The organism is Bradyrhizobium viridifuturi, assembly GCF_001238275.1.
GTDB lineage: Bacteria > Pseudomonadota > Alphaproteobacteria > Rhizobiales > Xanthobacteraceae > Bradyrhizobium > Bradyrhizobium viridifuturi.
In genome coordinates this window covers 64,586-91,471 of the sequence record NZ_LGTB01000038.1, presented here as the reverse complement: position 1 = coordinate 91,471, position 26,886 = coordinate 64,586, and the positions used below count along the sequence as shown (strand labels likewise).

The 26,886-nt window shown below is 64.6% G+C and carries 25 protein-coding genes and 4 pseudogenes; 8 read left to right on the top strand and 21 right to left on the bottom strand.

The window, feature by feature from the left end; all coding sequences use genetic code 11:
- Nucleotides 1-3: 3 nt before the first annotated feature.
- From exbB to hmuQ, 3 genes are read right to left on the bottom strand one after another with little or no spacing between them, the layout of a single operon-like run.
- Nucleotides 4-789, bottom strand: a complete 786-nt coding sequence (gene exbB, locus ALC15_RS30045) for a tonB-system energizer ExbB (RefSeq protein WP_430649207.1) — start codon at nucleotides 787-789, stop codon at nucleotides 4-6.
- 25 nt (nucleotides 790-814) lie between these two features.
- Entirely contained in the window at nucleotides 815-1,324 is a 510-nt protein-coding gene (gene hutX / locus ALC15_RS30040) for a heme utilization cystosolic carrier protein HutX (RefSeq protein WP_050630407.1), read from the bottom strand.
- Nucleotides 1,325-1,335: 11 nt separating this feature from the next.
- Nucleotides 1,336-1,668, bottom strand: a complete 333-nt coding sequence (gene hmuQ, locus ALC15_RS30035) for a heme-degrading protein HmuQ (protein ID WP_050630406.1) — start codon at nucleotides 1,666-1,668, stop codon at nucleotides 1,336-1,338.
- On the opposite strand from hmuQ, the gene ALC15_RS45570 reads away from it, so the two are divergent.
- Nucleotides 1,661-1,822 carry a hypothetical protein gene (locus tag ALC15_RS45570; protein ID WP_210168609.1) on the top strand — a complete coding sequence of 54 codons (162 nt, stop codon included), beginning with the start codon at nucleotides 1,661-1,663 and terminating at the stop codon, nucleotides 1,820-1,822. The genes hmuQ and ALC15_RS45570 overlap by 8 nt on opposite strands.
- On the opposite strand, the pseudogene ALC15_RS30030 reads toward ALC15_RS45570, so the two are convergent.
- Both ALC15_RS30030 and ALC15_RS47705 read right to left on the bottom strand, forming a co-directional pair.
- Nucleotides 1,804-3,708: pseudogene (locus ALC15_RS30030) on the bottom strand (TonB-dependent hemoglobin/transferrin/lactoferrin family receptor); the annotation flags it as partial. The gene ALC15_RS45570 and the pseudogene ALC15_RS30030 overlap by 19 nt on opposite strands.
- Nucleotides 3,615-3,956 (bottom strand): TonB-dependent receptor plug domain-containing protein, encoded by a 342-nt coding sequence (locus tag ALC15_RS47705; protein WP_347336334.1) that lies wholly within the window; start codon nucleotides 3,954-3,956, stop codon nucleotides 3,615-3,617. The gene ALC15_RS47705 and the pseudogene ALC15_RS30030, both read right to left, overlap by 94 nt.
- 237 nt (nucleotides 3,957-4,193) lie before the next feature.
- Here ALC15_RS47705 and ALC15_RS46650 point away from each other — a divergent pair, with 237 nt between their 5' ends.
- From ALC15_RS46650 to ALC15_RS30000, 6 genes are all read left to right on the top strand, one after another.
- Nucleotides 4,194-4,607 (top strand): hemin uptake protein HemP, encoded by a 414-nt coding sequence (locus ALC15_RS46650; RefSeq protein WP_244486326.1) that lies wholly within the window; start codon nucleotides 4,194-4,196, stop codon nucleotides 4,605-4,607.
- A gap of 8 nt (nucleotides 4,608-4,615) precedes the next feature.
- Nucleotides 4,616-5,566, top strand: coding sequence for a heme/hemin ABC transporter substrate-binding protein (locus ALC15_RS30020; RefSeq protein WP_050630404.1), 951 nt, complete (start codon nucleotides 4,616-4,618; stop codon nucleotides 5,564-5,566).
- Nucleotides 5,563-6,663, top strand: coding sequence for a FecCD family ABC transporter permease (locus ALC15_RS30015; RefSeq protein WP_050630403.1), 1,101 nt, complete (start codon nucleotides 5,563-5,565; stop codon nucleotides 6,661-6,663). The genes ALC15_RS30020 and ALC15_RS30015 overlap by 4 nt, the downstream gene beginning before the upstream one ends.
- Nucleotides 6,660-7,463, top strand: coding sequence for a heme ABC transporter ATP-binding protein (locus tag ALC15_RS30010; RefSeq protein WP_050630402.1), 804 nt, complete (start codon nucleotides 6,660-6,662; stop codon nucleotides 7,461-7,463). The genes ALC15_RS30015 and ALC15_RS30010 overlap by 4 nt, the downstream gene beginning before the upstream one ends.
- Nucleotides 7,464-7,571: 108 nt before the next feature.
- Nucleotides 7,572-8,924, top strand: a complete 1,353-nt coding sequence (locus ALC15_RS30005; protein WP_050630401.1) for an esterase-like activity of phytase family protein — start codon at nucleotides 7,572-7,574, stop codon at nucleotides 8,922-8,924.
- Between the two features lie 184 nt (nucleotides 8,925-9,108).
- The gene (locus ALC15_RS30000) at nucleotides 9,109-9,552 is read left to right on the top strand and encodes a hypothetical protein (protein ID WP_050630400.1); all 444 of its coding nucleotides are present in this window, start codon (nucleotides 9,109-9,111) and stop codon (nucleotides 9,550-9,552) included.
- 76 nt (nucleotides 9,553-9,628) lie between these two features.
- On the opposite strand, the gene ALC15_RS29995 is transcribed toward ALC15_RS30000, so the two are convergent.
- The 14 genes and pseudogenes from ALC15_RS29995 to ALC15_RS44940 form a co-directional block, all read right to left on the bottom strand.
- Nucleotides 9,629-10,465, bottom strand: a complete 837-nt coding sequence (locus tag ALC15_RS29995; RefSeq protein WP_050630399.1) for an enoyl-CoA hydratase-related protein — start codon at nucleotides 10,463-10,465, stop codon at nucleotides 9,629-9,631.
- A gap of 83 nt (nucleotides 10,466-10,548) precedes the next feature.
- Nucleotides 10,549-11,754: a mucoidy inhibitor MuiA family protein gene (locus ALC15_RS29990; protein ID WP_430649206.1), complete on the bottom strand. Its 1,206-nt coding sequence runs from the start codon at nucleotides 11,752-11,754 to the stop codon at nucleotides 10,549-10,551.
- The gene (locus tag ALC15_RS47985) at nucleotides 11,751-12,215 is read right to left on the bottom strand and encodes a DUF4140 domain-containing protein (RefSeq protein ID WP_430649205.1); all 465 of its coding nucleotides are present in this window, start codon (nucleotides 12,213-12,215) and stop codon (nucleotides 11,751-11,753) included. Before ALC15_RS47985 ends, ALC15_RS29990 begins: the two co-directional genes overlap by 4 nt.
- A 269-nt stretch (nucleotides 12,216-12,484) precedes the next feature.
- Nucleotides 12,485-13,656, bottom strand: a pseudogene (locus ALC15_RS29985) (thiolase family protein).
- Between the two features lie 261 nt (nucleotides 13,657-13,917).
- Nucleotides 13,918-15,504 (bottom strand): annotated as a pseudogene (gene serA, locus ALC15_RS29980) (phosphoglycerate dehydrogenase).
- 169 nt (nucleotides 15,505-15,673) lie between these two features.
- Nucleotides 15,674-16,846 (bottom strand): phosphoserine transaminase, encoded by a 1,173-nt coding sequence (locus ALC15_RS29975; RefSeq protein ID WP_050630398.1) that lies wholly within the window; start codon nucleotides 16,844-16,846, stop codon nucleotides 15,674-15,676.
- Between the two features lie 78 nt (nucleotides 16,847-16,924).
- Entirely contained in the window at nucleotides 16,925-17,137 is a 213-nt protein-coding gene (locus tag ALC15_RS29970; RefSeq protein WP_050630397.1) for a hypothetical protein, read from the bottom strand.
- A gap of 168 nt (nucleotides 17,138-17,305) precedes the next feature.
- Nucleotides 17,306-17,776 carry a GNAT family N-acetyltransferase gene (locus ALC15_RS29965; RefSeq protein WP_050630396.1) on the bottom strand — a complete coding sequence of 157 codons (471 nt, stop codon included), beginning with the start codon at nucleotides 17,774-17,776 and terminating at the stop codon, nucleotides 17,306-17,308.
- A gap of 18 nt (nucleotides 17,777-17,794) precedes the next feature.
- Nucleotides 17,795-18,385, bottom strand: coding sequence for a glutathione S-transferase family protein (locus ALC15_RS29960; RefSeq protein ID WP_050630395.1), 591 nt, complete (start codon nucleotides 18,383-18,385; stop codon nucleotides 17,795-17,797).
- A 71-nt stretch (nucleotides 18,386-18,456) separates the two neighbouring features.
- Entirely contained in the window at nucleotides 18,457-19,308 is an 852-nt protein-coding gene (locus ALC15_RS29955) for an outer membrane protein (RefSeq protein ID WP_050630394.1), read from the bottom strand.
- Between the two features lie 203 nt (nucleotides 19,309-19,511).
- On the bottom strand, nucleotides 19,512-20,348 hold the full coding sequence (locus ALC15_RS29950; RefSeq protein WP_347336333.1) for an outer membrane protein: 837 nt from the start codon (nucleotides 20,346-20,348) through the stop codon (nucleotides 19,512-19,514).
- A gap of 309 nt (nucleotides 20,349-20,657) precedes the next feature.
- Nucleotides 20,658-21,907 (bottom strand): annotated as a pseudogene (locus ALC15_RS29945) (MFS transporter).
- 293 nt (nucleotides 21,908-22,200) lie between these two features.
- Nucleotides 22,201-23,547, bottom strand: a complete 1,347-nt coding sequence (gene glmM / locus ALC15_RS29940; RefSeq protein WP_050630393.1) for a phosphoglucosamine mutase — start codon at nucleotides 23,545-23,547, stop codon at nucleotides 22,201-22,203.
- Between the two features lie 216 nt (nucleotides 23,548-23,763).
- On the bottom strand, nucleotides 23,764-23,937 hold the full coding sequence (locus tag ALC15_RS44940) for a hypothetical protein (RefSeq protein ID WP_167350180.1): 174 nt from the start codon (nucleotides 23,935-23,937) through the stop codon (nucleotides 23,764-23,766).
- A gap of 135 nt (nucleotides 23,938-24,072) precedes the next feature.
- On the opposite strand from ALC15_RS44940, the gene ALC15_RS29930 reads away from it, so the two are divergent.
- Nucleotides 24,073-25,209, top strand: a complete 1,137-nt coding sequence (locus ALC15_RS29930; protein WP_050630391.1) for an alpha-hydroxy acid oxidase — start codon at nucleotides 24,073-24,075, stop codon at nucleotides 25,207-25,209.
- A gap of 171 nt (nucleotides 25,210-25,380) precedes the next feature.
- Here the strand turns inward: ALC15_RS29930 and ALC15_RS29925 are convergent, their stop codons facing one another.
- Entirely contained in the window at nucleotides 25,381-25,989 is a 609-nt protein-coding gene (locus ALC15_RS29925) for a hypothetical protein (RefSeq protein ID WP_050630426.1), read from the bottom strand.
- A 273-nt stretch (nucleotides 25,990-26,262) separates the two neighbouring features.
- Nucleotides 26,263-26,841: a hypothetical protein gene (locus ALC15_RS29920; protein WP_162240525.1), complete on the bottom strand. Its 579-nt coding sequence runs from the start codon at nucleotides 26,839-26,841 to the stop codon at nucleotides 26,263-26,265.
- Nucleotides 26,842-26,886: the final 45 nt, after the last annotated feature.

The window sequence follows — 26,886 nt, the reverse complement described above, 5'->3', positions numbered from 1 at the left end:
CTCTCACTCCGCGGCGCGCGCCAGCCGGAACAGGCTGCGGTCGCCCTCGCGGCTCACCAGCAGCATCACCATGACGGAGGCGTCGCCGAGCAGCGCGCGGTAGCCCGCGATCGAGCGGGTCAGGTGATTGTAGATCACGACCGCGGGAATCGCCGCAACCAGGCCGAGCGCCGTCGCAAGCAGCGCCTCCGCAATGCCCGGTGCGACCACTGCGAGATTGGTGGTGTGGGCCTCGGAGATGCCGATGAAGGCATTCATGATGCCCCACACCGTGCCGAACAGGCCGACGAACGGCGCGGTCGCGCCGATGGTGGCGAGCACTCCGGTGCCGCGTGCGATCTGCCGCGACATCGCCGCTTCGACCCGCTCCAGCCGCAACGCGATGCGCTCCTTGAAGCCGTCATCGAACATGCCGCACGAGAGCGTGGCCTCGCGTGACGCCGATTGGATGATCTGCGCTACGGCATCGCAGCCGTCACGGCTCGCCTGCTCGACCTCGGCAAGCAGCGTGTCGCGCTCGAGCTGACCGATCCGCTGCCGCGCCAGCACGGTCTTGCGGCGGATCTCGACGGTCTTGGCGAGCCAGATCGTCCAGGTCGCCAGCGAGGCGAAGGCCAAACCGATCATGACAGCCTTCACGACGATATCGGCGCTCTCGAACATGCCCCAGGGCGAGAGGTTGCGCGGCAGCAGCGCCGCGTCGGTCGCGGCAAGGCACGTTCCCGGCGACAGGCCGAACGCGGCCACTGCCACCGTCCAGATGCTCCGCCCAAGCCACCGATACGCCATGGTCGCCTCCCGTCCTGCGTTCGCGTCAGCCCGCTTTCGGCGCGAGACGGTCCGCCAGCGCATGCAAGCGCGCCAGCTGGTCGTCGCGCAGCCCGCGCGTCTCGTCGCGGCCGACGAACACCTTGAACATGATGCCGCCATCGCGGTTGATGAAAGCGATGAAGGCCGACACCTTGCCCATGAACGGACGCTCGACGAACGCGATCGCCGCGCAGCGCTCATGCCTGAGGTGGCCGTGCAGGCCCTTCGGTTGCATCAGGTTGAAATAGCCGCGGCCGACCTCGCCCTTCGGAATGGCGCCGGTGAATTCGAAGATCGCATCATCGGTGTGCACGATCAGCGTCACCTCGCCCCACTCCGCGATGTCCTGCATCGCAGCGACGAATTCGCCGGCACCGATCCGCACCATGCTCTCGGGCAACGCCTCGAGCACCGCGCGCGGCGGCACCTTGCGCTCGCGCGCGACATCCTCGATGACCGCGCCGGGATTGTCGGCCATATAGGCCCGCAATCCGGCAAGCTCTGAATCCAGCACGACCGCCTCCGTTACGCCGGGCTCTTGGCGCGCTCGGTGATCAACACCTCAAAGCCTTCGAATTTGGGATGGCCGAGATAGAGGCTGCCACCGGTCTCGTTGCCGGCGCGGGAATGGGCGCGGCGGAACGCGTCGGATTTGGTCCAGTCCTCGAACGCTCCCTTGCTGGCCCACACGGTGTGGGTTGCATAGAGCGTGTGGTCCTCGGCCTCGGGGCCCTTCACCAGGTGAAACTCGATGAACCCCGGCAGGTCGCCGAGATAGGACTCGCGGGTCTTCCAGACCGTCTCGAACGCCTGCTCCTTGCCCTTGATCACCTGAAACCGGTTCATTGCGATGAACATGAAAGCCTTCTCCTGCGTGTCGGCGGATGCCCTGATCCTGCCGGTTGATCTCGTTGATATCATGAATGCGCCAAAGCCGCGCTGGGGGCACCAGCGCGGCCGGAGCAACCTGGATGGAATGATCGGCCTTTCGCGTTACGCTCCACCAAGGTGAATCTTCAGCCCGGCCTTGTAGACGGTGCCCGGACCAGGGCTCGAGAACAGCAGGTCGTTCTGCGTCGTGCCGTCGGTCGAGGAGCCCGGGATCGCGTAGGGCCGGTAATACTGGTTCAAGAGGTTGTCGACCGACGCCGTAAAGGTGATGTCCTTGGTGGCGTTCCAGGTCAGGTAGAGATTGACCAGCTCGTAGCCGGTCGAGGGCAGATAGCCCGCCGGCAGATCGTTGTTGGCGCCGAACGAGGACCATTGCGCGGCAATGATCAGCGAGCGGTCGAGCAGCCGCACGCCGCCCGTCGTCGTCACCTTGCGCGGCGTGATGGTGGCGAGCCCGACATTGGTCGCCGTGTTGCGGCCGCGCATCAGATGGCCGGCGACGCCCACGAACCAGTCGCCCGCATCATACATCGTCTCGAGCTCGAAGCCCTCGATGCGGGCATGGGCGATGTTCTGGTACTGGTAGAACTGGCTGAAGCGACCGAACGGCGTCGTGGTCGGCGTCGACGCGACGAGGTCGATATAACCGTCGACGTCGTTCTGGAACACGTTGATCTTGCCGCGGAACGAGTCGCTCGCGGTGAAGATGCCGTCATACCTGAGATTGACGCCGGCTTCCTTGTTCTTGCCGACCTCGGGCCGCAGCGCGGCGTTCGGCAGGAAGCAGAACAGGCCGCTGGTGCCGTCGGGACAGTTGAACAGCGCCGGGCCGCCGCCGGTGGCGTGTCCGCCCGCGATCAGGGTCTCGGTGATCGACGGCGCACGGTAGCCTTCGGCATAACTGACATAGGGCGTGAAGCCTGCGATCGGCGTAATGCCGACCGTGATCTTCGGCGACAGCCGGTCGCCGCTGGTTGTGGTATTGATCGAGGTCAGCTCGTAATGGTCGTGGCGGACGGCGCTGACCAGTTCGAGCCAGGTCGAATAGTTCTGCTTCAACTGCACAAAGCCGCCGGACACCGTGCGCTGGCCGCCCGGCGTCGTGATGTTGGAATTGCCGCGGGAATCGAAGGTCTCGACATCGTCGCGGAAGGCGTCGAAACCGTAGGTCACGGCGTTGCGCCAGTCGCCGAAATCGAAGCGCGAGGTGTTGTTGACGTCGAGGCCGACGGTGTCGAGCGAATAGCCGCGCTTGTCGCCGACGCAGCCGGAGATGTTGTTGCCGGGATTGGCCAGCGAACAGACGCCGCCGCCTGACGTGATGCGGTTGTTGTAGGTCTTGACCTGGTCGTTGTCGGTGCGATTGCCGTAGACCGAGATGTTCCAGTCGAACAGCATGTCGTCGGGCTTGGAGTACTTCCAGCTCAGCGTGCCCGTGTAGTTCCTGGCATCGGAGGCGTAGACCGAGGAGCCCGCGATCGCCGCCAGCGGCGCCGCCGTCGTGGTCGGGCCGCGGTTCTGCTGGCCGATATTGTACTGGTAGTCCTGGAAGACGCCGCCGATCTTGAATTCATGACCTTCGGCCGGGCGGATCGTCACCTTCATCAGGCCGGCCGCGATATCGTTGCCGGTGTTGCCGATCTCGGTGCCGGAGCCGTCCTTGTAATTGCTCTGGGTGCGATAGACCGCGCCGCCGAACACATCGACATTCGGATCGGCGCGCACGCCGCCGAACACCGAGCCCATGCCGCGGTCCTTGTTGGAGCCGTAGGAGCCCGACATGTCGACACCCCAGCGCTCGCCGGGCCGCACCACGTCGTCGATGTCCTTGCTACGGAACGAAACCACGCCACCGATCGCGCCGGAGCCGTAGATGTTCGCGGTCGGGCCGCGCACCACGTCGACCCCGCCGATCAGTTCGGGATCGAGGAAGAACGAGCCGTTGGCATTGTGGCCGGTGCGCTGATAGTTCTGCCGCGCGCCGTCGACCACGACGCGACGCGGCCGAAATCCTGCAGGCCGCGGATGTTGATGACGGTCGCCGGATCGTCGCCGCGTTCCTGGAACGAAACGCCCGGGACGTTATAGAAAATGTCCGACACCCGGTTCGGCTGCAGGCCCTGGATCTTCTCCAGCGTGACCGAGCTGACCGGCGCCAGCGCGTCGATGGCGCGCTCGTCGGTCTTCGATGCCACGGCTGTGATGGTGTCGAGCGACTGCACCGGCACCGCGCCGATCTGCGCGCGAGCATTCATCAGAGGCTGCGCGGCCGCCTGCTGTTCGGCCGAAGGCTTCGGCTTGAGTTTGGCCTGCTTCGGCCGCTCAGTCGCAGGACGCGGAGCCGAAGCGTCGGCAGTTTGCGCCACACCGCTCTCCGGCAAAGCTGCCGTCAATGAAAACACTGACGCACCCAATATCAAGGCGCGCGAAACCCTAACCCCGTCAGCCATTCTAGCCCCAGCCCAATCATTACTTTTTCTGGTTTGGCTGGCGTGCGCTCCACCGAGCGGCTTGCTGGCTATGTCGCGATCCAAGCCACCCGCTTGCATCGTGATGAATGGTTACGAGCCGGAAACAAATCGGTCAAGAATGCGGCGCCGCTGTTTATATCGATTGTAAAATGCAGCCGTTGGAATGCGCCCTCGCCCGCTTGTACAAGCAAGCACTGTTTGAAAATTCGAAGGCGCAGCACCACGAGAATGTCGGCAACTTCCGGAGACAAGTTCGGCGCGGCCGAAAAGCAGGTCGTATCAGTGTCCGACGCCGCGAAAACGCTCGTCATGCGCGGAAATCGCCTCGACAGCCGCGAGCTGTTCTCGGCTGAGCGCGAGATCATCATCGTGCATGGCGAAGAGCATTACCGCTTGCGGCTGACCTCGCAGAACAAGTTGATCCTTACCAAGTGACCGCCCCGATGACAATTTGCCGCACGCTCGCCTTGCTCGCATTCTCCTGTCTGCTGCCGATCAGCGCAGCAACCGCCGAGGGCATTACCGTGCTTGACGCGCGCGGCCGCGACGTTGCGATCGACGATCCCACACGGATCGTCTCGATCGGCGGCGCGATCACCGAGATCCTCTATGCGCTCGGCTTCGAGGAGCGCATCGCCGGCGTCGATGCGACCAGCCTCTATCCGCCAGCGGCGCTGCGCCAAAAGCCCGACGTCGGCTATATGCGCCAACTGTCGCCCGAGGGCGTGCTCGGCCTGCATCCGTCGCTGGTGCTCGCGGTGCAGGGCTCGGGGCCGAAGGAAACCATGGACGTGCTGGAGGCGGCGAAAGTGCCGCTGGTGCTGGTGCCGGAGACATTCTCGGAGGCCGGGCTGGTCGAGAAGATCAGGCTTGTCGGCCATGCCATGGGCGCCGATCCGCGCGCCGCGTGCCTGTCCGCTGCGGTGGAAAGCGATCTCGCACAACTGCGCGCGCTGCGCGCCAAAGTGGCAAAGCCGGTGCGCGTGATGTTCGTGATGTCGCTCCTGAACGGCCGGGCACTGGCCGCCGGCCACAAGACCGCTGCGGACGAGATCATCCAGCTCGCCGGCGGCGTCAACGCCATCGACGGTTACGACGGCTACAAGCCGGTCAATGACGAGGCCATCGTGGCGGCGAAGCCCGATGTCGTGCTGTCGATCGATCGCGGCAAGGACTCGCTGACGTCGGACGCGGTGTTCGCGCATCCGGGCTTTGCGCTGACGCCGGTCGCGGCCAACAAGGCCTTCATTTCGATGGAAGGGCTTTATCTGCTCGGCTTCGGACCGCGTACTGCGGCTGCGGCGCGCGACCTCTCGGTCAAGCTCTACCCGGCGCTGGCACCGCAAGCCGAAACCTTCAAGCCGGCGGCACTGAGCGCGAACTGCCGGCAATGAGCGCGCTGGCCGAGCGCAGCGCGCGTGCCAAGCAACGCCGCGCCGGCATGTCGCCGCGGCCGGCGGCTACGCTCACTTTGCTTTGCTTGTTTGCGGCACTTGCAGGGACCGCACTGATCGCCCTGACGGTCGGGGCCGCCGGCATCCCGCTGGCGCGGCTTCCGGCCGCGCTCGGGCTATGGGGCGATGCCGTGACCAGCCCGCTGCTGGCGCGCGACCAGCTCGTGGTGTGGTCGATCCGCATCCCGCGGATCGCGGCGGCCGCGATGGTCGGCGCACTCCTTGCGGTATCAGGCACGATCATGCAGGGCCTGTTCCGCAACCCCCTCGCCGACCCCGCGCTGGTCGGCGTCTCCTCCGGGGGTGCGTTTGCCGCAGCGGCGGCGATCGTGTTCACCGACAGCCATCTCGGCGAGAGCCTGCGCTTCCTGCAACACCAGTTGCTGCCGGTCGCGGCCTTTGCCGGTTCGCTGGTCACGACCATCGTGCTTTATGGCATCGCCAGCCGCGGCGGCCGGACGTCGATCGCGATCTTCCTGCTGGCCGGGCTTGCGATTGCCGCGATCGCCAATGCCGGCATCGGGCTGCTGGTGTTCGTCGCGGACGACCGCCAGCTCCGCGACATCACCTTCTGGATGCTGGGTTCGCTCAGCGGCGCGACCTGGAGCAAGCTCACGGCGCTGGCCCCCGTGCTGGCCGCGGCCCTGATCGCCTGCGTCCCGATCGCCCGTGGGCTCGACGTGCTGGTGCTCGGCGAGGCCGAGGCGTTCCATAGCGGCGTCGACGTCGAACGGCTGAAGCAGATGTCGATCGTGCTGGTATCGGCGATGACCGGCGTCGCGGTCTCGGTGTGCGGCGTGGTCGGTTTCGTCGGGATCGTGGTGCCGCATCTGTTGCGGCTGGTGATCGGTCCCGCGCATCGCCTGCTGCTGCCGGCCTCGGCGTTGCTCGGCGCCATCCTGCTGGTTGGTGCCGACACCGTGGCGCGCACCATCGTGGCGCCGGCGGAAATGCCGATCGGCATCCTGACCGCGGCAATCGGCGCGCCGTTCTTCCTCGCGATGCTGCTGCGCCAGCGCAACCTGGTATCGCTATGAGCGCGCTGCTCGAAGCGCAGGCGATATCGATGACGGTCAGCGGCGCCACGCTGGTCGATGCGGTCTCGTTGCAGATTGGCGCCGGCGAGATGGTCGCGATCGTCGGCCCCAACGGCGCCGGTAAATCGACCCTGCTGCGCATGCTGTCGGGCGACCTGCGTCCGTCCCGCGGCACCCTCAGGCTCAGGCAGCGCGACCTCAATACCTACCGTCCGCGCGAGTTGGCGCAGCACCGCGCGATGCTGTCGCAGCACGTCAATGTCAGCTTCCCGTTCACGGTCGAGGAGATCGTCAGCATGGGCGCCGGCGAGAGCCCGCGCACCGCGGCGCGTGGCCTGGTCAGGGCGGCGCTGGACGAGGTCGGGCTGGCGCCCTTCCGTTCCAGGCAGCTGCCGACGCTGTCCGGCGGCGAGCAGCAGCGCGCGCATTTCGCTCGCGTGCTGGTCCAGCTCGCCTGCGGCGAGGCGCTGCACGGGCCGGGACTCCTGCTGCTGGACGAGCCGACGTCGAGCCTCGATCTGCGGCACCAGATCGACCTCGTCGAGACCGCGCGCCGGCGCGCCAAGCGCGGCACCGCCGTGATCGCGATCCTGCACGACCTGAACCTCGCGATGCGGTTCGCCGACCGCATCCTGCTGCTGCATCGCGGCCGGCTTGCCGTCGACGGCGACCGCGCTGCCGCGATGCGGGCCGAGACGCTGCGCAAAACCTTCGAAATCGACGCTGCGATTGAATACACCGGAGACGGCGTACCATTCCTGCTGCCGCAGACGATGCGCCCCGCGGGCCAAGCGACGTAACGCCGCAAGCCTTATCCTGTCGTAACATCGGCGATTCACAAAACTGTCAGCCGGCTGTAACAGGCGCCTCGGACAACACCGCATCGTTTATCCCTTGGGAGATCAACCATGCGCCTGTCCCTGCTCTGCTCCGTCGCCTCGATCCTGCTCGCCACACCGGCGTTCGCGCAGAGCGAGGGCGAATTCCCGGCGACGCTGGCGGGACACGCCGTGATGCCGGCGGAGAGCTTCATCGATGCTCCCGCGGACGCCCCCAACGATCTGAAGACCTCGGGCAAGTACACCACCGGCAAGCGCGTCGATGCCATCGGCACCGTGATGGGAAAATCCTACGAGCGGCCGACCGGCGTGTCGCTGCCGTTCAAGGGCCAGCCGCTGCAAGGCCATTCCGGCATCAAGGCGATGCCCGACGGCTCGTTCTGGGTGATCACGGACAACGGCATGGGCTCGCGTTACAACTCGACGGACTCGATGCTGTATCTGAACCGCTACAAGATGGATTGGGCGGGCGGCAAGATCGAGCGCCAGGAGACCGTATTCCTGCACGATCCCGACAAGAAGGTGCCGTTCCGCATCGTGCATGAGGACACCGCCAAGCGTTACCTCACCGGCGCCGACTTCGACACCGAGGGCTTCCAGATCATCAACGATACGTTCTGGATCGGCGACGAGTTCGGGCCCTACATCCTCAAGGCCGACAAGACCGGCAAGATCCTTGCCGTGTTCGAGACGATCGCCGACGGCAAGCCGGTGCGCTCGCCGGATCACTGGGCGGTGCAGTCGCCCGGCGCGCCCGGCGTCACCTACACCAACGTCAATCTGCGCCGCTCCAAGGGCTATGAAGGTTTCGCCTCCTCCAAGGACGGCAAATTCCTCTACGGCCTGCTCGAAGGACCGCCGTGGGACGCCGACAAGAAGGACTGGGAGAAGGTCGACGGCAAGGAAGCCTCGCGCATCCTCGAGTTCGACGTCGCGGCGGAGAAGTTCACCGGACGCTACTGGCAGTATGTGTTCGAACAGAACGGCAATGCGATCGGCGACTTCAACATGATCGACCCGACCCAGGGCCTCGTGATCGAGCGCGACAATGGCGAAGGCACCGCCGACAAGGCCTGCCCGCAAGGCCAGCGCGGCGAGAACTGCTTCCCCGATCTCGCCAAGTTCAAGCGCGTCTACAAGATCGAACTCTCCGACGCCAATGTCGGCAAGCCGGTCCGCAAGATCGCCTATATCGACCTGATGAAGATCCGCGATCCGAACAAGAAGGCCCGCAAGCCGCTCAACGACGGCGTCTACACCTTCCCGTTCTTCACCATCGAAAATGTCGACCGGGTCGACGACACCCACATCATCGTCGGCAACGACAACAACCTGCCATTCTCGTCGAGCCGCGACCCCAACAAGGCGGATGACGACGAGTTCGTGCTGCTCGAAGTCGGCGACTTCCTGAAGGCGAAGTGAGGCGCCTCTCACCACACTCAACACTGTCATGCGCCGCCCAAGGCGGGGCATGACAGTGAATATGCGGCGACCTTGGTGTTCGTTGAGCCAACCCCAATCCAAAGGTTGTCCGGCAATTGCGCTTCTAGCAACGCGCTAGATGATGGTAGCCTCGGCTGATACTTGAGTCGCTTTGGGACAAATCATGCAAGAGAAATCCAGCCTGACCACCATCGAGGCGCTGATAGCCGCGGGCTTCGTTGTGTACCTGACCTGGGATCAAAGCTGGGGCCTTCCGCCGGCATGCATCGCCCTGATACTCGGCGTGATCGTGTACGTTGCCTATCTGTACCTGATGCGTCGACTGGTGAGGCTTCATCAGAACAGCTACGGGGCGGTGGCCACAATATTGGCCATTGCGTGGGCCGTATTGGCTTACTTCGCAACGGGCGCGCTGCAGGCGGGCTTCGCCAGCCAGATACCCGACACACTGCTCATGCATCTATGGCCGTGGATCGCGGCGATCGCCGCTTTCATTGGCGCGCTCGCCAGCAAGGTCCGCTTCATGGACGATGTTCGCGAATATGTCCTCGGCCGTCGTGCGCACTGGGACAACCAGCAATGGCTGGAGGAGAACGCCGGCTTCTAACGCGTTTTCAGCGAAGTGAACACCCAGTTCGCGTGAAGAAAACACGTCAATAAAGCGAGCGTTCACGCGGCAAGCGTCACTCCTTCCTGGTCCGGTAATCCCCGAACGTGGTGTCGCGCTGGTCGAGCTGGGCCTTCACGCTGCCGCCGTCGCGGCGGAAGCCCGCCATGTATGCCCTGCTCGCCTCGATGGTGAAGGCCAGCGCCTGAATCTCGGTGCCGGCACGCATGGCGGCGCGGGCGCCCATGATCTCCATCGCACGATGCACGCTGCGCTTATTGAGCTGCTGCAGCTCGATCGGCACCTTCGCCGCGCGCTCGGCGAAATCGAGCGTCTTGCTCTCCAATTCGGCGAACGGAAACGACCGGGTCGCATAGCCCCATTCGGCGGCCTCACGGCCGGACATCGCATCACCAGTGAGCATCAATTCCATGGCGCGGCGCATGCCGACCAGCCAGGGGTGGTACTGCATGTCCGGCGGGCTCATCAGCCGCACCGGCGGGTAACCGATCTGGGCATCGTCCGCGACATAGACCACGTCGCAGGCGGTCGCGAGTTCGGTGCCGCCGGCGAGGCAATAGCCATGCACCTGCGCGATGACAGGCTTGGCGAGATCCCAGATCGAGAACCAGCCCTCGACGACATGGCGCGACCATTGGCCGGGGCCGGACGCCGAATGATAGGGCTGGTCGACGCGGTTATCGGCGGACAGATCGTAGCCCGCCGAGAAGCAGGGCCCGGCACCACGCAGGATCGAGATCGAAATATCGGGATCGCGATCGGCCTGCTCCAGTACCTCGAAAATCTCGCCGCGCAGACAGTTGTTGAGCGCGTTGCGCTTCTCGGGGCGGTTCAACGTGATGCGGCGGACGCGCGGACGCGGATCATCGACGATGATGTGCTGGTAGCTCATGGATCCTCCCGATCTCGGACATTTTTGCCCTTGGCAACGTCATGCCCGAGATCGGGAGTGAAGTCATCGGCTGCTGGTGCAGATCAGCCCGCCGGCACCATCACGACGCCCTTGTCCTTCGGCCAGCGCATCCGCCAGGCGAAATTGACGTCACGGACTTCACCGGCCTTGGCCTCGAACGCCCATTCCAGCACGCCGCGCCTGTCGCGCAGGTTGGTGGTGGTCGCCGGCGTCGACGACGGCAGCATCTCGACGACGATGTCGTCGTTCTCGCTGACCGGGAGCTGATCCTGGATCGCGACTTTGATCGGGAAGTCGTGGCCGTTGCGCACCGTGGTCTTGAACGCACGCTCGTCGGTCTTCGATGTCGTAACGATGAGACCGGCGGAGCCTTCGTTGCGCTTCACCACAGCGCGCTCGATCTTGACCTTGTCGTCGGCGCCGAAGCCGAGCCGCACGGTCTCGTCCTTGGCGGCGGTGGCCATCCGGCTGCGGCCGACGAAGATGCCGTCGCGGTAGATCGAGACCTGCCCCGGCAACAGCGGCGCGTCGTCGGCCTGCACAAAGCTCGCTTCGAGGAACGCGGTCGGATCGAGCACCGGGACGGCGCGAACCGCCAGATCGGGGGTGATCGTTGCCGTCGCGATGCGCAGGCTCTTGGCGCCCTCATTGGCGGCGATGCTGACGCGGCCGGGGATCTTGAAGGAGGCCTGGAAGGCGCTGACCTCGGCAGCGGCCTCCTGCTCCTCGGCCTTCTTGAACAGATGCTGCTCCATGGAAGGTGCAGCCGGTGCGGGCATTAGCGCCGAGGGCTGCTGCACGCTATCAAACGCTCGGCCGGCCGCCAGTGGCCGCGGCGGCTGCGGATATCGGACGATCAGCGAATTGAGATCGGGCGCGTTGCCGCCGCGCGCGACGCGCACGGTGGAGACCGCGAGCGCCACGTTCGACCAATCCTCGCCGGTCGACTGGGTGATCTCGGCACGGCGCACCAGTTCGATCGCCGGCTTGCGATCCTTTGCGCCGGTGTCGAGACGGGCGTCGTAGATCGGCATCCAGCGCGCATTGCGCACCGCATAGGTCACCCGCAGCGTCGCGCGGGTCGCGGCGACGGAGGCAAGCTCGATCCGCACCTCGAGCTTGCTCGGCGGCTTGGCGGCACGATCGGCTTCAAGACGCGCGATCTCGCGATCAATGTCGCGCTGCTTGCGCGTGGCGTCGCGGATCGCATTGTCGGCGGTCGCGACTTCGTCCCCGACCGCCGAAAACGCGGCACGCCACTCGCTCACCGGACGCGCCTCGCCCTTCTCGCCGATGCCGACCGGCGAGGCTCGGCAAAATGTTCGGCGAATTTACGCCGCGCCTCGGCCGCGATGATGATCCCCTGCAGATCCTCGCGCTGGTCCTTCAGCGCCTCGATCCGCTTGTCGATGTCGGGCAGGTTGGCCGGCGGCACGGGGCGCGGCGGCCGCGCGTCGATGGCTCCGATCGTCAGCCGCTCGCCCGCCTCGCCTTCGACCCGCAGCGAGGTCGGATCGAGGCCCATCGGGAAATCCTTCGCGACGAGCGTGTTGTCGCCGGCGGGCAGATCCAGCGTGATGACGCGGGTGACGCTCGCGCCATCGGGATAGACGGTCACGGCGTCGACCTGCGATGCCGCATCGAGATTGGCCGCATGCAGCGGTCCGGCAACCAGCGCTCCCGCCAGCACCAGGCTGGAGGTCACAAGACAATTCGCAATCCTTCGCATCACATCCCTCCGGGAAACATCGCATCGCGCGCGAGACCAACGGCATGCCGGCTCGAGGCGCGCCGTTTCTGGTGGTGAGACGCAGCGAGGAAGCGACTGGTTCGATTGAGGTTTCCCTGCGGCACGACGATGGCGCCGTCGCGGCTGCCGGATGGCGCGGCGATGTCGGATAGTCTCCTTTGCCGGTCAATGCACGGAAGGCGACACAAAAAGCACGGCGCCCTGAGGCGCCGTGCAGCAAATCTTGAACGATCGGCCGAGCCGAAGGCTCAGCTGTAGATCTCGAACAGGCCGGCGCCGCCCTGACCACCGCCGATGCACATGGTCACGACGCCCCACTTGGCCTTGCGGCGACGGCCTTCCTGCAGGAGGTGGCCGGTGAGCCGGGCGCCGGTCATGCCGAACGGATGGCCGATCGCGATCGAGCCGCCGTTGACATTGTACTTCTCGGGATCGATGCCGAGTTGGTCGCGCGAATACAGGCACTGGCTGGCGAAGGCCTCGTTCAGCTCCCAGAGGTCGATATCGTCGACCTTCAGGCCGTGGCGCTTGAGCAGCTTCGGCACGGCAAACACCGGACCAATACCCATCTCGTCGGGCTCGCAGCCGGCCGAGGCCCAGGCGACGAAGCGGCCCAGCGGGTTGAGGCCGCGCTTCTCGGCGTCCTTGGCTTCCATCAGCACCACGGCGGCGGCGCCGTCGGACAGCTGGCTGGCATTGCCGGCGGTGACGAACTTGCCCGGACCCTTCACAGGCTCGAGCTTGGCGAGGCCTTCCAGCGTGGTCTCGGGACGGTTGCACTCGTCGCGATCGACCACGTAGTCGACGATCGACTCGGCCTTGGTCGCCTTGTCGACCACCTTCATCTTGGTCTTCATCGGGACGATTTCGTCCTTGAACTTGTTGGCCTGCTGCGCGGCCGCCATGCGGCGCTGCGACTCCAGCGAATACTCGTCCTGGTATTCGCGGCTGAGCTTGTAGCGCTCGGCGACGATGTCGGCGGTGTCGATCATCGCCATGAAGATGTCGGGTGCGGCCTTGAGCAGGTCCGGATCGATCGATTCCTTCGGCGAGCCGCCGCCGGGAATCGAGATGCTTTCGACGCCGCCGGCGACGATGCAATCGAAGCCATCCGAGCGGATCGAGTTGGCGGCCATCGCGATGGTCTGCAGGCCCGACGAGCAGAAGCGGTTCACGGAACGCCCGCGGTCGACTTCGGCAGGCCGGCGAGCAGCGCGGCCTGGCGGCCGATGTTCGGCGCGCCATGGGCGCAATTGCCGAGATAGCAATCCTCGACATATTCCTTGTCGACGCCGGCGCGATCGACCGCGTGCTTGATGGCGTGCGCGGCGAGCGACATCGGCGGGGTGATGTTGAATCCGCCACGGCCGGACTTCGCCAGGCCGGTGCGCGCGTAGGAAACGATTACGGCTTCACGCATTGTTTTCTCCCTCTGAGATGACGGTCATTGTGGCGCGTCGTGGCCCGTTCGTACACATTTTTCGTGCGGCGCAACAGCAATACCGGAGGCTCTGGAACGACAAACGCCGCCTCCGGGGTCGGAGACGGCGTCATGTTCCGCAGATCGGAATTTGGCTGCATTCGAACGGTAACTTCGCTCGTCATGCCCGGCACGTCCCGGGCGACGACGAGAGCCGCTCAAACAGCGTTCAAAACGTCAGTGCCTCAGAACGTTGGCGCCTCAGAACGTCAGCGCTTTGGCCTGCTTCACCTGCGGCAGCGCCTGCACCTTGCTCAGCAGCTCCGCCGGTACCGCGCCGTCGACCTCGACCAGCGCGATGGCGTCGCCGCCCTGCTTGACGCGGCCGAGATGGAAGGTCGCGATATTGATTTTCGCATCACCCAGGAGGCTCGCGAACGCGCCGATGAAGCCCGGCTTGTCCTCGTTGGTCACGTAGATCATCGACTTGCCGAACTCGGCGTCGACGCGGATGCCCTTGATGTCGACGAGGCGCGGCTTGCCGTCGGCATAGACGGTGCCGGACACCGACCGCTCCTGGCGCTCGGTCGCGACGGTGACCGTGATCAGGCTTTCATAGTCGCTCTGCGCAGCGCGAACCACCTCGTCCACCACCATGCCGCGCTCCTTGGCGACGACAGGCGCCGACACCACGTTGACCTCGCCCAGCATCGGGCGCAGCAGGCCGGACAGCACCGCCGAGGTGATCGCCTTGATCTTCATCTCGGCGACGTGGCCCTCATAGGTGATCGTGGTCTTGAGGATGCCGCTCTCGGTGAGCTGACCGGCGAACGAGCCGAGCTTCTCGGCGAGTTCGATGAACGGCTTCAGCTTCGGCGCTCTTCCGCCGTGATCGAGGGGAAGTTGACCGCGTTCGAGATCGCGCCCGACAGCAGATAGTCCGACATCTGCTCGGCGACCTGCAGCGCGACGTTCTCCTGCGCCTCGGTGGTGGAGGCGCCGAGATGCGGGGTGCAGATCACGTTGGGATGGCCGAACAAGACGTTCGTCGTCGCCGGCTCCTCGACGAACACGTCGAACGCGCGCCCGCGACATGCTTGGAATTCAGCGCATCGACCAGCGCCTGCTCGTCGACCAGCCCGCCGCGGGCGCAGTTGATGATGCGGACGCCCTTCTTCATCTTGGCGATCGCGGCCGCGTCGATGACGTTGCGGGTCTTCTCGGTCAGCGGCGTGTGCAGCGTGATGAAATCGGCGCGCTTCAGCAGATCATCCAGCTCGACCTTCTCGACGCCGATGTCCTTGGCGCGCTCCGGCGACAGGAACGGATCGAACGCGATCACCTTCATGCGCAGGCCGAGGGCGCGGTCGGCGACGATCGAGCCGATATTGCCGCAGCCGATCACCCCGAGCGTCTTGGCGGTGATCTCGACGCCCATGAAGCGGTTCTTCTCCACTTGCCGGCCTGGGTCGAGGCATCGGCCTGCGGGATCTCGCGGGCCAGCGCCAGCATCAGGGTGATGGCGTGCTCGGCGGTCGTGATCGAATTGCCGAACGGCGTGTTCATCACGATGATGCCCTTGGCGGTCGCGGCCGGGATCTCGACATTGTCGACGCCGATACCGGCACGGCCGATCACCTTGAGCTTGGTCGCCTTCTCGAGAATCTTGGCGGTCGCCTTGGTGGCCGAGCGGATCGCAAGGCCATCATAATTGCCGATGATCTCGGCGAGCTTGTCCTTGTCCTTGCCGAGGTTGGGCTGGAAGTCGACCTCGACGCCGCGATCCTTGAAGATCTGCACGGCGGCGGGCGACAGCGCGTCGGAAATCAGAACTTTGGGTTTTGTCATCGGAATGATCCGTTGCTGAACGATGCGTTTGAATACACGACGGCCGCGGGCACGACGCCCGCCCGGCCACTCTGCGCGATAGGTGGCCGGGTCAATTAGCGAAGACGCACTTCGCGCTTAGCCCGGCCATGACGATGATGAATTACGCGAAGCGGCTTATGCCGCCTCTTCAGGCAGCCTTGGGCAACGCGGCCTTGGTTTCGGCGAAAGCCCAGTCGATCCACTGCGTCAGCAGCTCGACGTCCTTTGCCTCGACCGTGGCGCCGCACCAGATCCGCAAGCCAGCCGGCGCATCGCGGTAATACGCGAAGTCGAAGCCGGCGTTTTCCTTCTCCACCAGCGCGACCAGCTTCTTGCAGAAATCGGCCTGCGCATCGGCGGGAAGCGAGGTGATCGCGGGATCGGTGAACTTCAGGCACACCGAGGTGTTGGAGCGGATCGCCGGATCCTTGGCCAGGAAGTCGATCCAGGGCGTCTTCGCCTTCCAGTCGGCGATCGCCTTGGTGTTGGCGTCGGCGCGCGCGATCAACGCCTTCAGGCCGCCGATCGACTTCGCCCAGTTCAACGCGTCGAGATAATCCTCGACGCAGAGCATCGACGGCGTGTTGATGGTCTCGCCTTCGAAGATGCCCTGGTTGAGCTTGCCGCCCTTGGTGAGGCGGAAGATCTTCGGCAGCGGCCAGGCCGGCTTGTAGGTCTCAAGCCGCTCCACCGCACGCGGCGACAGGATCAGCATGCCATGCGCGGCTTCACCGCCGAGCGCCTTCTGCCAGGAGAAGGTGACGACGTCGAGCTTGGCGAAATCGAGCGGCTGCGCGAAGGCGGCCGAGGTCGCGTCGCAAATCGTGAGGCCTTCACGGGTTGCGCTGATCCAGTCGGCGTTCGGCACGCGCACGCCTGACGTGGTGCCGTTCCAGGTGAAGACGACGTCGGATGCGGGATCGACCTTGGAGAGATCGGGGATTTCACCATAAGCCGCGTTCAGCTTGGTGACGTCCTTCAGCTTCAATTCCTTGACGATGTCGCTGACCCAGCCCTCGCCGAAGGATTCCCAGGCGAGCGTGGTGACGGGCCGCGCACCGAGCAGCGACCACAGCGCCATCTCGACCGCGCCGGTGTCCGACGCCGGCACGATGCCGATCTTGTAGTCCGCAGGCACCTCAAGCACTTCGCGCGTCAGTTCGATCGCGAGCTTGAGTTTGGCCTTGCCGACCTTCGCACGATGCGAGCGGCCGAGCGCTGCGTCCTTGAGATTGTTGGGGTTCCAGCCGGGGCGCTTGGCGCAGGGGCCGGAGGAGAAATGCGGCACGTTGGGCCGCGAAGCGGGCTTCGCTGCAGTCATAATCTACCCTTCCAGATAGCTGCCTCTCGGTGGGGAGAGGTTTCCCGCGGTCGGAGATAGTGGAAGGGTACCCAAACGTCAAGGAAGTTCAGACTTTTCCGGAACAATCGGGAGATCACGGCTGATTGATGGGGCGTCCTCGACCTGTTGCATCGTCTCCTGATCGAGCAGATCTGCCGCCAGAGTCATGATCTTAACTGCCTTGCGCCGGCTCGATATTTTCAAAATGCTCTTATCGCCGGCCTGCACGATGTACTCGTTGCCGACCCGCACGATCGAATAATCCGACATTCCAATCCCCAGTTGCCCGCCGCCCCGTGGGAGACGTCCGACATACCGGACTCGTTCCGACCCGTAAAATCACGGAGGCCGGCTTAGTTTATTGGCTGTTAACCGGATCGCGGAGCAACGGCTACCGCAGGCATTGCCCTGCGTGTGGCACAACTTCGAGCGCGCAGCTCAAAAGCGCAGCGTCATGCCGAGATGGCTGCGCGCGAATCCAAGCCGTTCATAGAAGCGCTGCGCGTCGACGCGGGTGTGGTGCGTCAGCAACTCGACGAGCGTGCAGCCTTGCGCGCGCGCCTCGGTCACCGCCCACTGCACGAGCTGCTCGCCGATGCCGCGGCTGCGGCAATGCTGTGCAACGCGGACGTCCTCGAGCAGGCCGCGCGAAGAGCCCTGCGAGCTGAGGCCGGGCAAGATGGCGAGTTGCAGGCAGCCGACGATGGCACCCTCGCCGTGGACGGCGACGACGAGCTGCAGGTTTGCATCACGCTCGACCCGCGCGAAGGCGTCGTAATAGCTTTGCGGCAGCGGATCCTCGATCCGCTCGCGCGCGCTGCCGAGCGGATCGTCCGCCAGCATACCGACGATGGCGGCGACATCCTCGCGCCGCGCGCGGCGGATCGTGATCAATGAGGCTTCAGTCATATCGATGTTCACCAGAGGTCAGCGCACCGCCGGCAGGCCGAGCACACGCTCGGCATCGGCGATCCAGCGGCGGATGATGGGATAGCGCGCGAGCGCGAGGCCGCCGTCCTCCGCCACGCGCGTGTAGGCAAGCAACGACACGTCGGCGAGCGAGAACGCATCGTCGACCAGGAACTGCGTGCCTGCAAGATGCCGCTCCAGGTGATCGAGCGCGACATAGCCGCGCTTGATCAGATTCGGATCGATCTCGGAGACGACCTTGCCGAGATACACGGTCTGGAAACGGCAGACGGCGACATAGGGCTCATGGCTGTTCTGCTCCCAGAACATCCAGGCATCCATCCGCGCCGCACGGTACGGGTCGGCGGGGATCAGATCGCTGCCGCGCGCGAGATAGCGGATGATGGCATTGGATTGCGCAAGCGTGCGGCCGTCATCCAGCTCGACCGTCGGCACCTGGCCCCAGCCGTTCAGCCTGAGGAAGTCCGCCGTCCGGCTGCCGCCCTTCATGGTGTCGATCTCGACCCATGTGTAAGGGAGCGCCAGCTTGTCGCACACCCATTTCACCTTCAGGCAATTGCCTGAATTGGCGTCACCGTAGATTTTCATGTGGGGTCGCTCCGCTTGCGGAGCAACATCGGATCAGCCGCACATTGCGGTGTCAAGCGACGCAGCGTTGGTCAGAACTTGTAGCCGATCGCCGCACGCACGCTGTTCTGCGTGACCGAGGTGTTCTTGACCGGCATGAACTTGACGTATTCCCACTCGCCGCGCAGGAAAACACAGTTCCACAGCATGTATTCCAGGCCGAGACCGGCGGTCCAACCGGCAACGTAAGCGTCCGTTTTCGCATCCGTCGCGGTTTGCGCAAACTGCGGAAGTGCAAAGGTGGTCGAACTTCCGTCGGCAAAGTTGATCGTTCTGTTCACGGAGCTCGTGACCGTGCGCGAAACATCCATCCGGCCGACCGCAAGGCCGCCGAAGGCGTAGGGGAGGAAATCACCGGTTGCCCAACCCGCGCGACCGCGGAATGTCATCTCATCCTTGAGCCTCATCGAAGCGCTTCCATTCAACGTCACGCCGTCGGCCGCAGTGGCGCCGGCCGGCAGGACGAGGGTTGGTTGTGCGACTTGAATCGGACCCAGACTTCCGGACGTCGTTGTCGTAAGTCCGGACCAATATGTATAGTTTGCTTCGACACCCACCACGACGTCGTCATACTGCCAGTTGCGCCCGACAAATGCTCCGAAGCCCGAGCTTTGCGCATTGACCCGACCCAACAGATTGAATTGGGATGTCGGCCCCTGCAGCGTGGTGTTGCGGAATATGGAATTGGTCAGGGAAGCAACGCTACCGCCAAAGTCGGTGTTGATCCATGTCTGGCCGACCTGGCCGCCGACATACCAGCCGTCCCAGTTTCTGGTTGGTGCGCTGGAAGCGGGCAGACTACCGCGAAGGAAATCAGGCATGTCGGCCGCCTGCGCGCCAGTCACCGCTCCGAACATCATCGCCGCCAGCAAGAACCTACGCATCGCAACGCTCCATCCCACTCATCGAATGCGCGTTGATCATCGCCTGTTAACCTTAACCAATCGTTGTCGCCGGCCGCTTTCGACCACGCAAGTTGCAACGAGCGCGACGTGATGCGGCAACGGAAAACGGCGCGGGATGATCCCGCGCCGTTTCAATCGTTAACCGTGAGGGCTCGAAGTTAACCCTTGTTAGCCCTTGCGGATCAGCGGGGGCGGCGGCGGCGGGGCGGCACGTCGCAGCACGGCAGGTTGAAGCGCACGCCGAGCTTCACGTCCTGCGAGGTGATGTCGCGGTACTGGAAGCTTGAGGGACCGGCCGGCGTGTTGTCGAAGAAGTGACCCTGGCCCTGGCCGGCAGTGCCCATGTCGAGGTAGCGATAGGCCAGTTCGACCGTGAAGTTGTTGGTGACCCTGTAGGCGACACCGGCGTGCAGCGCCCAGGCGAAGTTGGTCTTGGTGGCGCCGTCGGCGATGAAGGAGCTGGTCAGGCCGGACCCGCTCGGGAACGTCGCATTGTCGGAGAAGGCCGCGGTCTTGATCACAGCGGCACCGACACCGGCACCGATGAACGGGGTCAAGCAGCCCCAGGTGCCGAGATCGGCGTAGACGTTGACGAGGCCGACCCAGCTCTGGACGCCGCCGTGATAGGTGTCGCCCAGCGAGCTCGGCCCGGGGAACGTGAAGAAGTCGGTGCCGTTGAAGCTCACCTTCGAGCGATACTCACCGGTGACGTCGGCGCGGAACCAGCTGTTGAACTGATAGCCGACGCCGATGCCGTAGAGCATGCCGCCATCGAAACCGTGGCCGTACTGGTTGAAGGCCGTGCCGGCCGGCAGCGTGTCGTAGGCGTTGACGTGCAGCTTGGCCTGGGTGTTGGTCATGCCGATGTCGCCGCGCAGATACCAGCCGCCGAAATCCTGGACCGGCGGAGGCGCATACGCCATCGGGGGCGGCGGCATGATCGGCATGTCGGCAGCGAACGCCGCCGAGGACAACAGAGATGCCGCGCCGGCGGCAAGCAGGGTCTTTACGCTACGCATTGGCTTCGTCCTTTTGTGCCAAGTGAGGCGACACGAAAAGCCCCACGTCTGAAACTCACGGGCGGACGATGCCAGCAAATGTTTAAGCGGCACTTAACCCTAATTTTTAAGGTTGATTTTCTCTCACCTATTTCTGCGGCTGTTGCTTATGGGTCCATAAATGCGCGCATGCACCGGCGAAAGATGGCGATCTCGCCACATGTGCTAATGAAGCGTTGACGCGGACGCGCGTTTGCATCGCACGCGGACTGCGTTTGTTAGCGAATGCTTAATGCGGGAACCGCTGCTGCCCGACAAGCTGCCGGAAGCTCAGCGAACGGACTTCGGCATCTTCGGCAAGAACACCGCGAGCAGGCCGATCGCCGGCAGGAACGCGCACAGCTGATAGACAAAGGCGATCGAGGTGTGGTCCGCGAGCTTGCCGAGCACCGCAGCGCCGAGCCCGCCGATGCCGAAGGCGACGCCGAAGAACACGCCCGAGATCATGCCGAAGCGATGCGGCATCAATTCCTGCGCGAACACGATGATCGCCGACGTCGCCGACGAGATGATCAGGCCGATCACGACAGTCAGCACGGCGCTGGCGAACAGCCCGGCATAGGGCAGTGCCAGCGTGAACGGCAGCGCACCGAGGATCGAGAACCAGATCACGTATTTGCGGCCGAAGCGGTCGCCGAGCGGGCCGCCGATGAACGCGCCGGCGGCGTTCGCGGCGAGGAAGATGAACAGATAGAGCTGCGCCGCCTGCGTCGACACGCCGAACCTGTCGATCAGATAGAAAATGTAGTAGCTCGACAGGCTGGAGACGTAGAGCTGCTTGGAGAACAGCAGCGCGACCAGCACGACGAGCGCGATCATCACGCGCCGCTGGTCAGGATGATCGGGATGCCGCTCAACCGCAGCCGCCCTCTTCCCAGCGATCTGCGGCTTGTACCAGGCGCCGATGCGCCAGAGGATCACGATGGCGAGGAATGCGATCGAGGAGAACCAGGCGATCGAAGGCTGGCCGAACGGCACCACGATCAAGGCGGCGAGCACCGGTCCCATCGAGGTGCCGAAGCTGCCGCCGAGCTGGAACACCGATTGCGCGAAACCGTAGCGTCCGCCTGACGCCAGCCGCGCGATGCGCGAGGATTCCGGATGGAACACCGCCGACCCGAGACCGACCAGCGAAGCCGCGATCAGAATCATCCCGTAAGAGTGTGCGACGCTGAGCAGCAGCAGCCCGAAGAAAGTGAAGCCCATGCCGATCGCAAGCGAGAACGGCTGCGCCTTCTTGTCGGTGAAATGCCCGACCAGCGGCTGCAGCAGCGAGGCGGTGAACTGGAACGCCAGCGTGATCATTCCGATCTGCGCGAAGTCGAGCGCGTAATTGTCCTTCAGGATCGGATAGACCGAGGCGATCAGCGACTGCATCGTGTCGTTGAGGAAGTGCGAGAAGCTGATGCCGGCGAGCACGACATAGGCCGGCCCCGCCGCGGCGGCGCCTTCGCGGCGGTCAGCGCCGGCACCGGCACCGGTTCGCCCTGTGCCTGTTCGCTTATGACGGGCTTGTTCAATGCAGCATTCCCGGACGGATTCGCAAAAATACCTCCGTGTCGTACGACGCGGAGGCAGCCGGGACCAGTTGCGCTAGCCGATGGCAGCGATGCGCTGTGTGGTCAGCATTACTGAATCAAATCCGTCTCCGTCATCCCCGCGCAAAGGCTTCGCCTTTGTCGCTGGAGGTGCGAGCCCTTGCGAGCCTCGAAGGATGCACGGCCACCAGCCGGCCCGTCGATCCTTCGAGGCTCGCTACGCGAGCGCCTCAGGATGACGGAATCGGCAGGTGAGCCCCGGAGAATCTATAGCTTCAAGCCGCGGCGGCGTGGCCGAGTGCGCTGACGATGTTGTCGACGACCTCTTCCACCAGGATGCGGTCGTCACCCTCGCCCATGACGCGGATCACCGGCTCGGTGCCGGAGGGCCGGATCAACAGCCGGCCATGGCCGTTGAGACGTTTCTCGCCGTCGGTGATCGCGGACTTGACTTCGGCGGCATCGAGCGGCTTGCCGCTGCGATAGCGCACGTTCTTCAGGATCTGCGGCAGTGGTTCGAACCGCCGGCAGATCTCCGACACCGGGCGGCGCAGCTTCTGCACCACGGCCAGCACCTGCAGCGCCGCGACGAAGCCGTCGCCGGTGGTCGAATAATCAGACATGATGATATGGCCCGACGGCTCGCCGCCGAGATTGTAGCCGCCGCTCAGCATCTGCTCGAGCACGTAGCGGTCGCCGACCGGGGTGCGGACCATCGAAAGCCCGTGGCTCTGCAGGAAGCGCTCGAGCCCCAGGTTGGACATCACGGTCGTGACGATGCCGGGCTTGGCGAGGCGGCCCTCCTCCTTCCAGCTCTGCGCGATCACCGCGAGCAGCTGGTCGCCGTCGACGATGTGGCCGCGTTCGTCGACCAGGATGACGCGATCGGCATCGCCGTCGAGCGCGATGCCGATGTCGGCGCGCATCTCGCGCACCTTGCGCGACAGCGCTTCCGGCGAGGTGGAGCCGCATTCCTTGTTGATGTTGAAACCATCGGGCTCGACCCCGATCGGCACCACGTCGGCGCCGAGCTCCCACAGCGCTTCCGGCACCACCTTGTAGGCGGCGCCGTTGGCGCAATCGACCACGACGCGCAGGCCGTCGAGCGAGAGGTCGCGCGGCAAAGTGCGCTTGGCGAATTCGATGTAGCGGTCGTGGACGCCGTCGATGCGGCGGGCGCGGCCGAGGCTCGCGCTCTGCGCCAGGCGGCGGTCAAGCGATTCATCGAGCAACTGCTCGATCTGCTTCTCGACATCGTCGGACAGCTTGAAGCCCTGCGGGCCGAACAGCTTGATGCCGTTGTCCTCGAAAAGATTGTGCGACGCCGAGATCATGACGCCGAGATCGGCGCGCATCGACTTGGTCAGCATCGCGATCGCAGGCGTCGGCATCGGGCCGACCAGCAGCACGTCCATGCCGACCGAGGTGAAGCCCGCCACCATGGCGTATTCGATCATGTAGCCGGACAGCCGCGTGTCCTTGCCGATCACGACGCGATGGCGATGGTCGCCACGCTGAAATACCAACCCTGCGGCCTGCCCCACCTTGAGCGCGAGCTCCGGCGTGATCAGCCCATTGGCGCGGCCCCGAATTCCATCGGTCCCGAAATATTTGCGGCTCATGTAACCCCCAACACGGACCCCTCGAACCATCCGGCGAGAGAGTCCCGAACGCCTACCAGTGTAGCGTGCATCGGCCTTATAGACTGCCAGGCGCTAAGATGACTTCAAAAAATATGATGAATCATTACCACGGCCGAACCGCATTTTTCGGCCTTAAGGCGCTGAAAAATATAACATTCCGCTCGTTCACACAATCCCCGGAACGCGCGCTATCCCCTACCCTTTGCCGCTGCGCTTGACGTGCTGGTCGCCCTTGGTCGGGGCCGGCTGGGTCACATTGACGGGGTCGGAACCGGGAAACGTCTCCTCCAGGCCCTCTTCCAGGGCCTCGTCGAGCCGGCGCTTTTCAGCATTGTCGTCAGCCTTCGGCTTTGATCCCGATTGCGTCATCGCGCTCTCCCATCCGTGGTCGATTTGGCGGACCATCCAACCATGCTAGATGACGGCAAGACCGAACACCCGCAAGGCTTACCAACAAGGCTTGCTCAAACAGACTTGCGACAAGAAGAAGGGCCGGGAACGTCCATGAAGCACATTACCTGCATCGAAGATCTGCGCCAGTTGCACAAGCGCCGGGTTCCGAAGGCGTTTTTCGATTATGCGGACCGCGGCTCCTACACCGAGGACACGCTGCGCGCCAATTCCGACGACCTGCAGCAGATCAAGTTCCGCCAGCGCATCCTGGTCGATGTATCCAAGCGCACCCTCGCGACCACGATCCTCGGTGAGCCCTCGGCGATGCCGCTGATCCTGGCCCCGGTCGGCCTGCTCGGCATGCAGCATGGCGACGGCGAGATCCACGCCTGCCGCGCCGCGCAGGCGGCCGGCATTCCCTTCACCCAGAGCACGATGTCGATCTGCTCGATCGAGGACATCGCGGCCGCCGTCGACAAGCCGTTCTGGTTCCAGCTCTACGTCATGAAGGACCGCGGCTTCATCAAGTCGCTGATCGAGCGTGCGATCGCGGCGAAATGCTCGGCGCTGGTACTGACCGTCGATTTGCAGGTGATCGGCCAGCGCCACCAGGACATCAAGAACGGCATGACCGTGCCGCCGGAATGGTCGCTGTCGAAGCTGATCGACTTCGCGACCAAGCCGGCGTGGGTGTCGGGCGTGCTGCAAGGCAAGCGCCGCACCTTCGGCAACATCGCCGGACACGTCAAAGGCATGGACGACATCGTCAAGCTGTCGGAATGGACGGCATCGCAGTTCGACACCACGCTGAACTGGAAGGACATCGACTGGATCCGCTCGATCTGGCCGGGCAAGCTGATCCTGAAGGGCATTCTCGATGTCGAGGACGCCGAGCTCGCCGCCAAGAGCGGCGCGCAGGCGATCGTGGTCTCCAACCATGGCGGCCGCCAGCTCGATGGCGCACCGTCCTCGATCGAGGTGCTGCCCGAGATCGTCGACGAGGTCGGATCACAGCTCGAGATCATGTTCGACGGCGGCATCCGCACCGGCATGGACATCATGCGCGCGCTCGCGCTCGGCGCGAAGTCCTGCATGATCGGCCGCGCCTATGCCTATGGCCTCGGCGCGGGCGGCCAAGAGGGCGTCGCCAAGGCGCTCGACATCCTCGGCAAGGAACTCACCACCACGATGGGGCTGTGCGGCGTCAACACCATCGCCGAGATCGACGACAAGGTGCTGGCGGTTTAGGGCGGAGCGACAGCCTCGACACGTCGTCCCGGGCAAGCGCAGCGCGACCCATAACCACAGCCGTGCGAGATTTGGTACGATTGTGGCCCCAACTCTTCTCAACAATCGTCATCGGTGGTTATGGGTCCCGGCTTTCGCCGGGACAACGTGTCGAGAGAGTTTGCCTGCACGTCACATCGGCGGCGCGATGCCGTCGCGGCCGACATTGACGCGGTTGGCTTCCAGCGTGCCGTCATCCTTCTTCACTGCGCCGAAGATGATGATCTTGGCGCCCGGCTTCAGCTCCGACTTGTCGCCGGAGACGAAGGTGACGACCGGAGTGCCCGGGGGCACCACGACCTTCTTCTCGCCGTCCTTGTATTTCACCGTGATGTTCTGGCCGTCGGTGCCCTGCACCGTCTCGGCGACGGTGGCGTTGGTCATCGTCGAATTGGCGCGCAGGTCCCAGGGCCGAAAACCTTCAGCGGCGCCGCGCTGGTTTTCCGGGAAGATGTGCACCGCGATCGCCTTCTGCGTCCCGTCGGGCTCCGGCATCGCGGTTACCCCGATATAGGAACCGGCCTTGATCTCCGACAAATCGGTCTTGGCAACTCCGAACACTGCAACGTTATCCGTGGTCCGCACCTTCATCTCGGCGCCGTCGCGCGACTTGATCGACAGCATTGCGCCGTCGACGGCCTCGATGGTGCCGCGAATGCGCACCGTCGGCGGCTGCTGCGCCGACGCGGTCGAGGCAAAGGCGACGAGAAGCAATGCAGCGAAGAGCGGCGATTTCGACATGGTGTTCCTCATGGGTTTGGCTGGCGATTAGGGGAACACCGGGGAATTGGTGGTATTCCGTGCAAGCCACAACTCCCCACTGGAGTGACGGCTTGCACGACATTTACGCACCGGATGAGGGACTGTTACCGCAGTAACGGACAGGTGATGCGCTTGACGCAAGCCGCCATAGCCCGGCTGAAGCGAACGAGCCACACGATCTTCGTCGTCCCGGGCAAGCAAAGCGCGACCCGGAACCCATAACCACGACCCAACGAGATCTGGCGCCTCGCGTTACATCGGCGGGGTCAGCCCGTCGCGGCCGACGCTGACGCGGTCGGTTTCGAACGAGCCGTCGGGCAACTTCTTCATGAAGGCGATGACCTTGGCGCCGGCCTTCAGGTCCGCCTTGTCGCCGGGAACATAGGTCACGACGGGGGTGTCGGGCGTGACCTGCACCTTCTTCTCGCCGTCCTTGTACTTGACCAGCAAGGTATGGCCGTCATTGCCGACGACGGATTCCGCGACCGTCGCATTGGTCATGCTGCTGTTCGGCTTCAGATCGTAGGGCCGCGAGCCCTCGCCGGTGCCGCGCATGTTTTCGGGGAAGACATGCACCTCAACCGCCGTCGGCACGCCGTCGGGGCCGGGTACCGTTGTCGTGCCGATGAAGGAACCGACCTTGATGTCGGACAGGCCGATCTTGGTGAGCCCGAGCACCACCATGTTGCCCGCCATGTGCAGCTTGACGTCCTCGCCGCTGCGCGACTTCACCGCCAGCGTATCGCCCTCGACATTCTCGACGGTTCCGCGCACCCGGGTCGGTGTCGGCGGCTGCTGCGCGAGCGCGTAGAGCGTGGAGGCCGTCACCATCGCGAGCGCAATGAACGGACGAACGAGTTGGGAACGGCTGGCAGG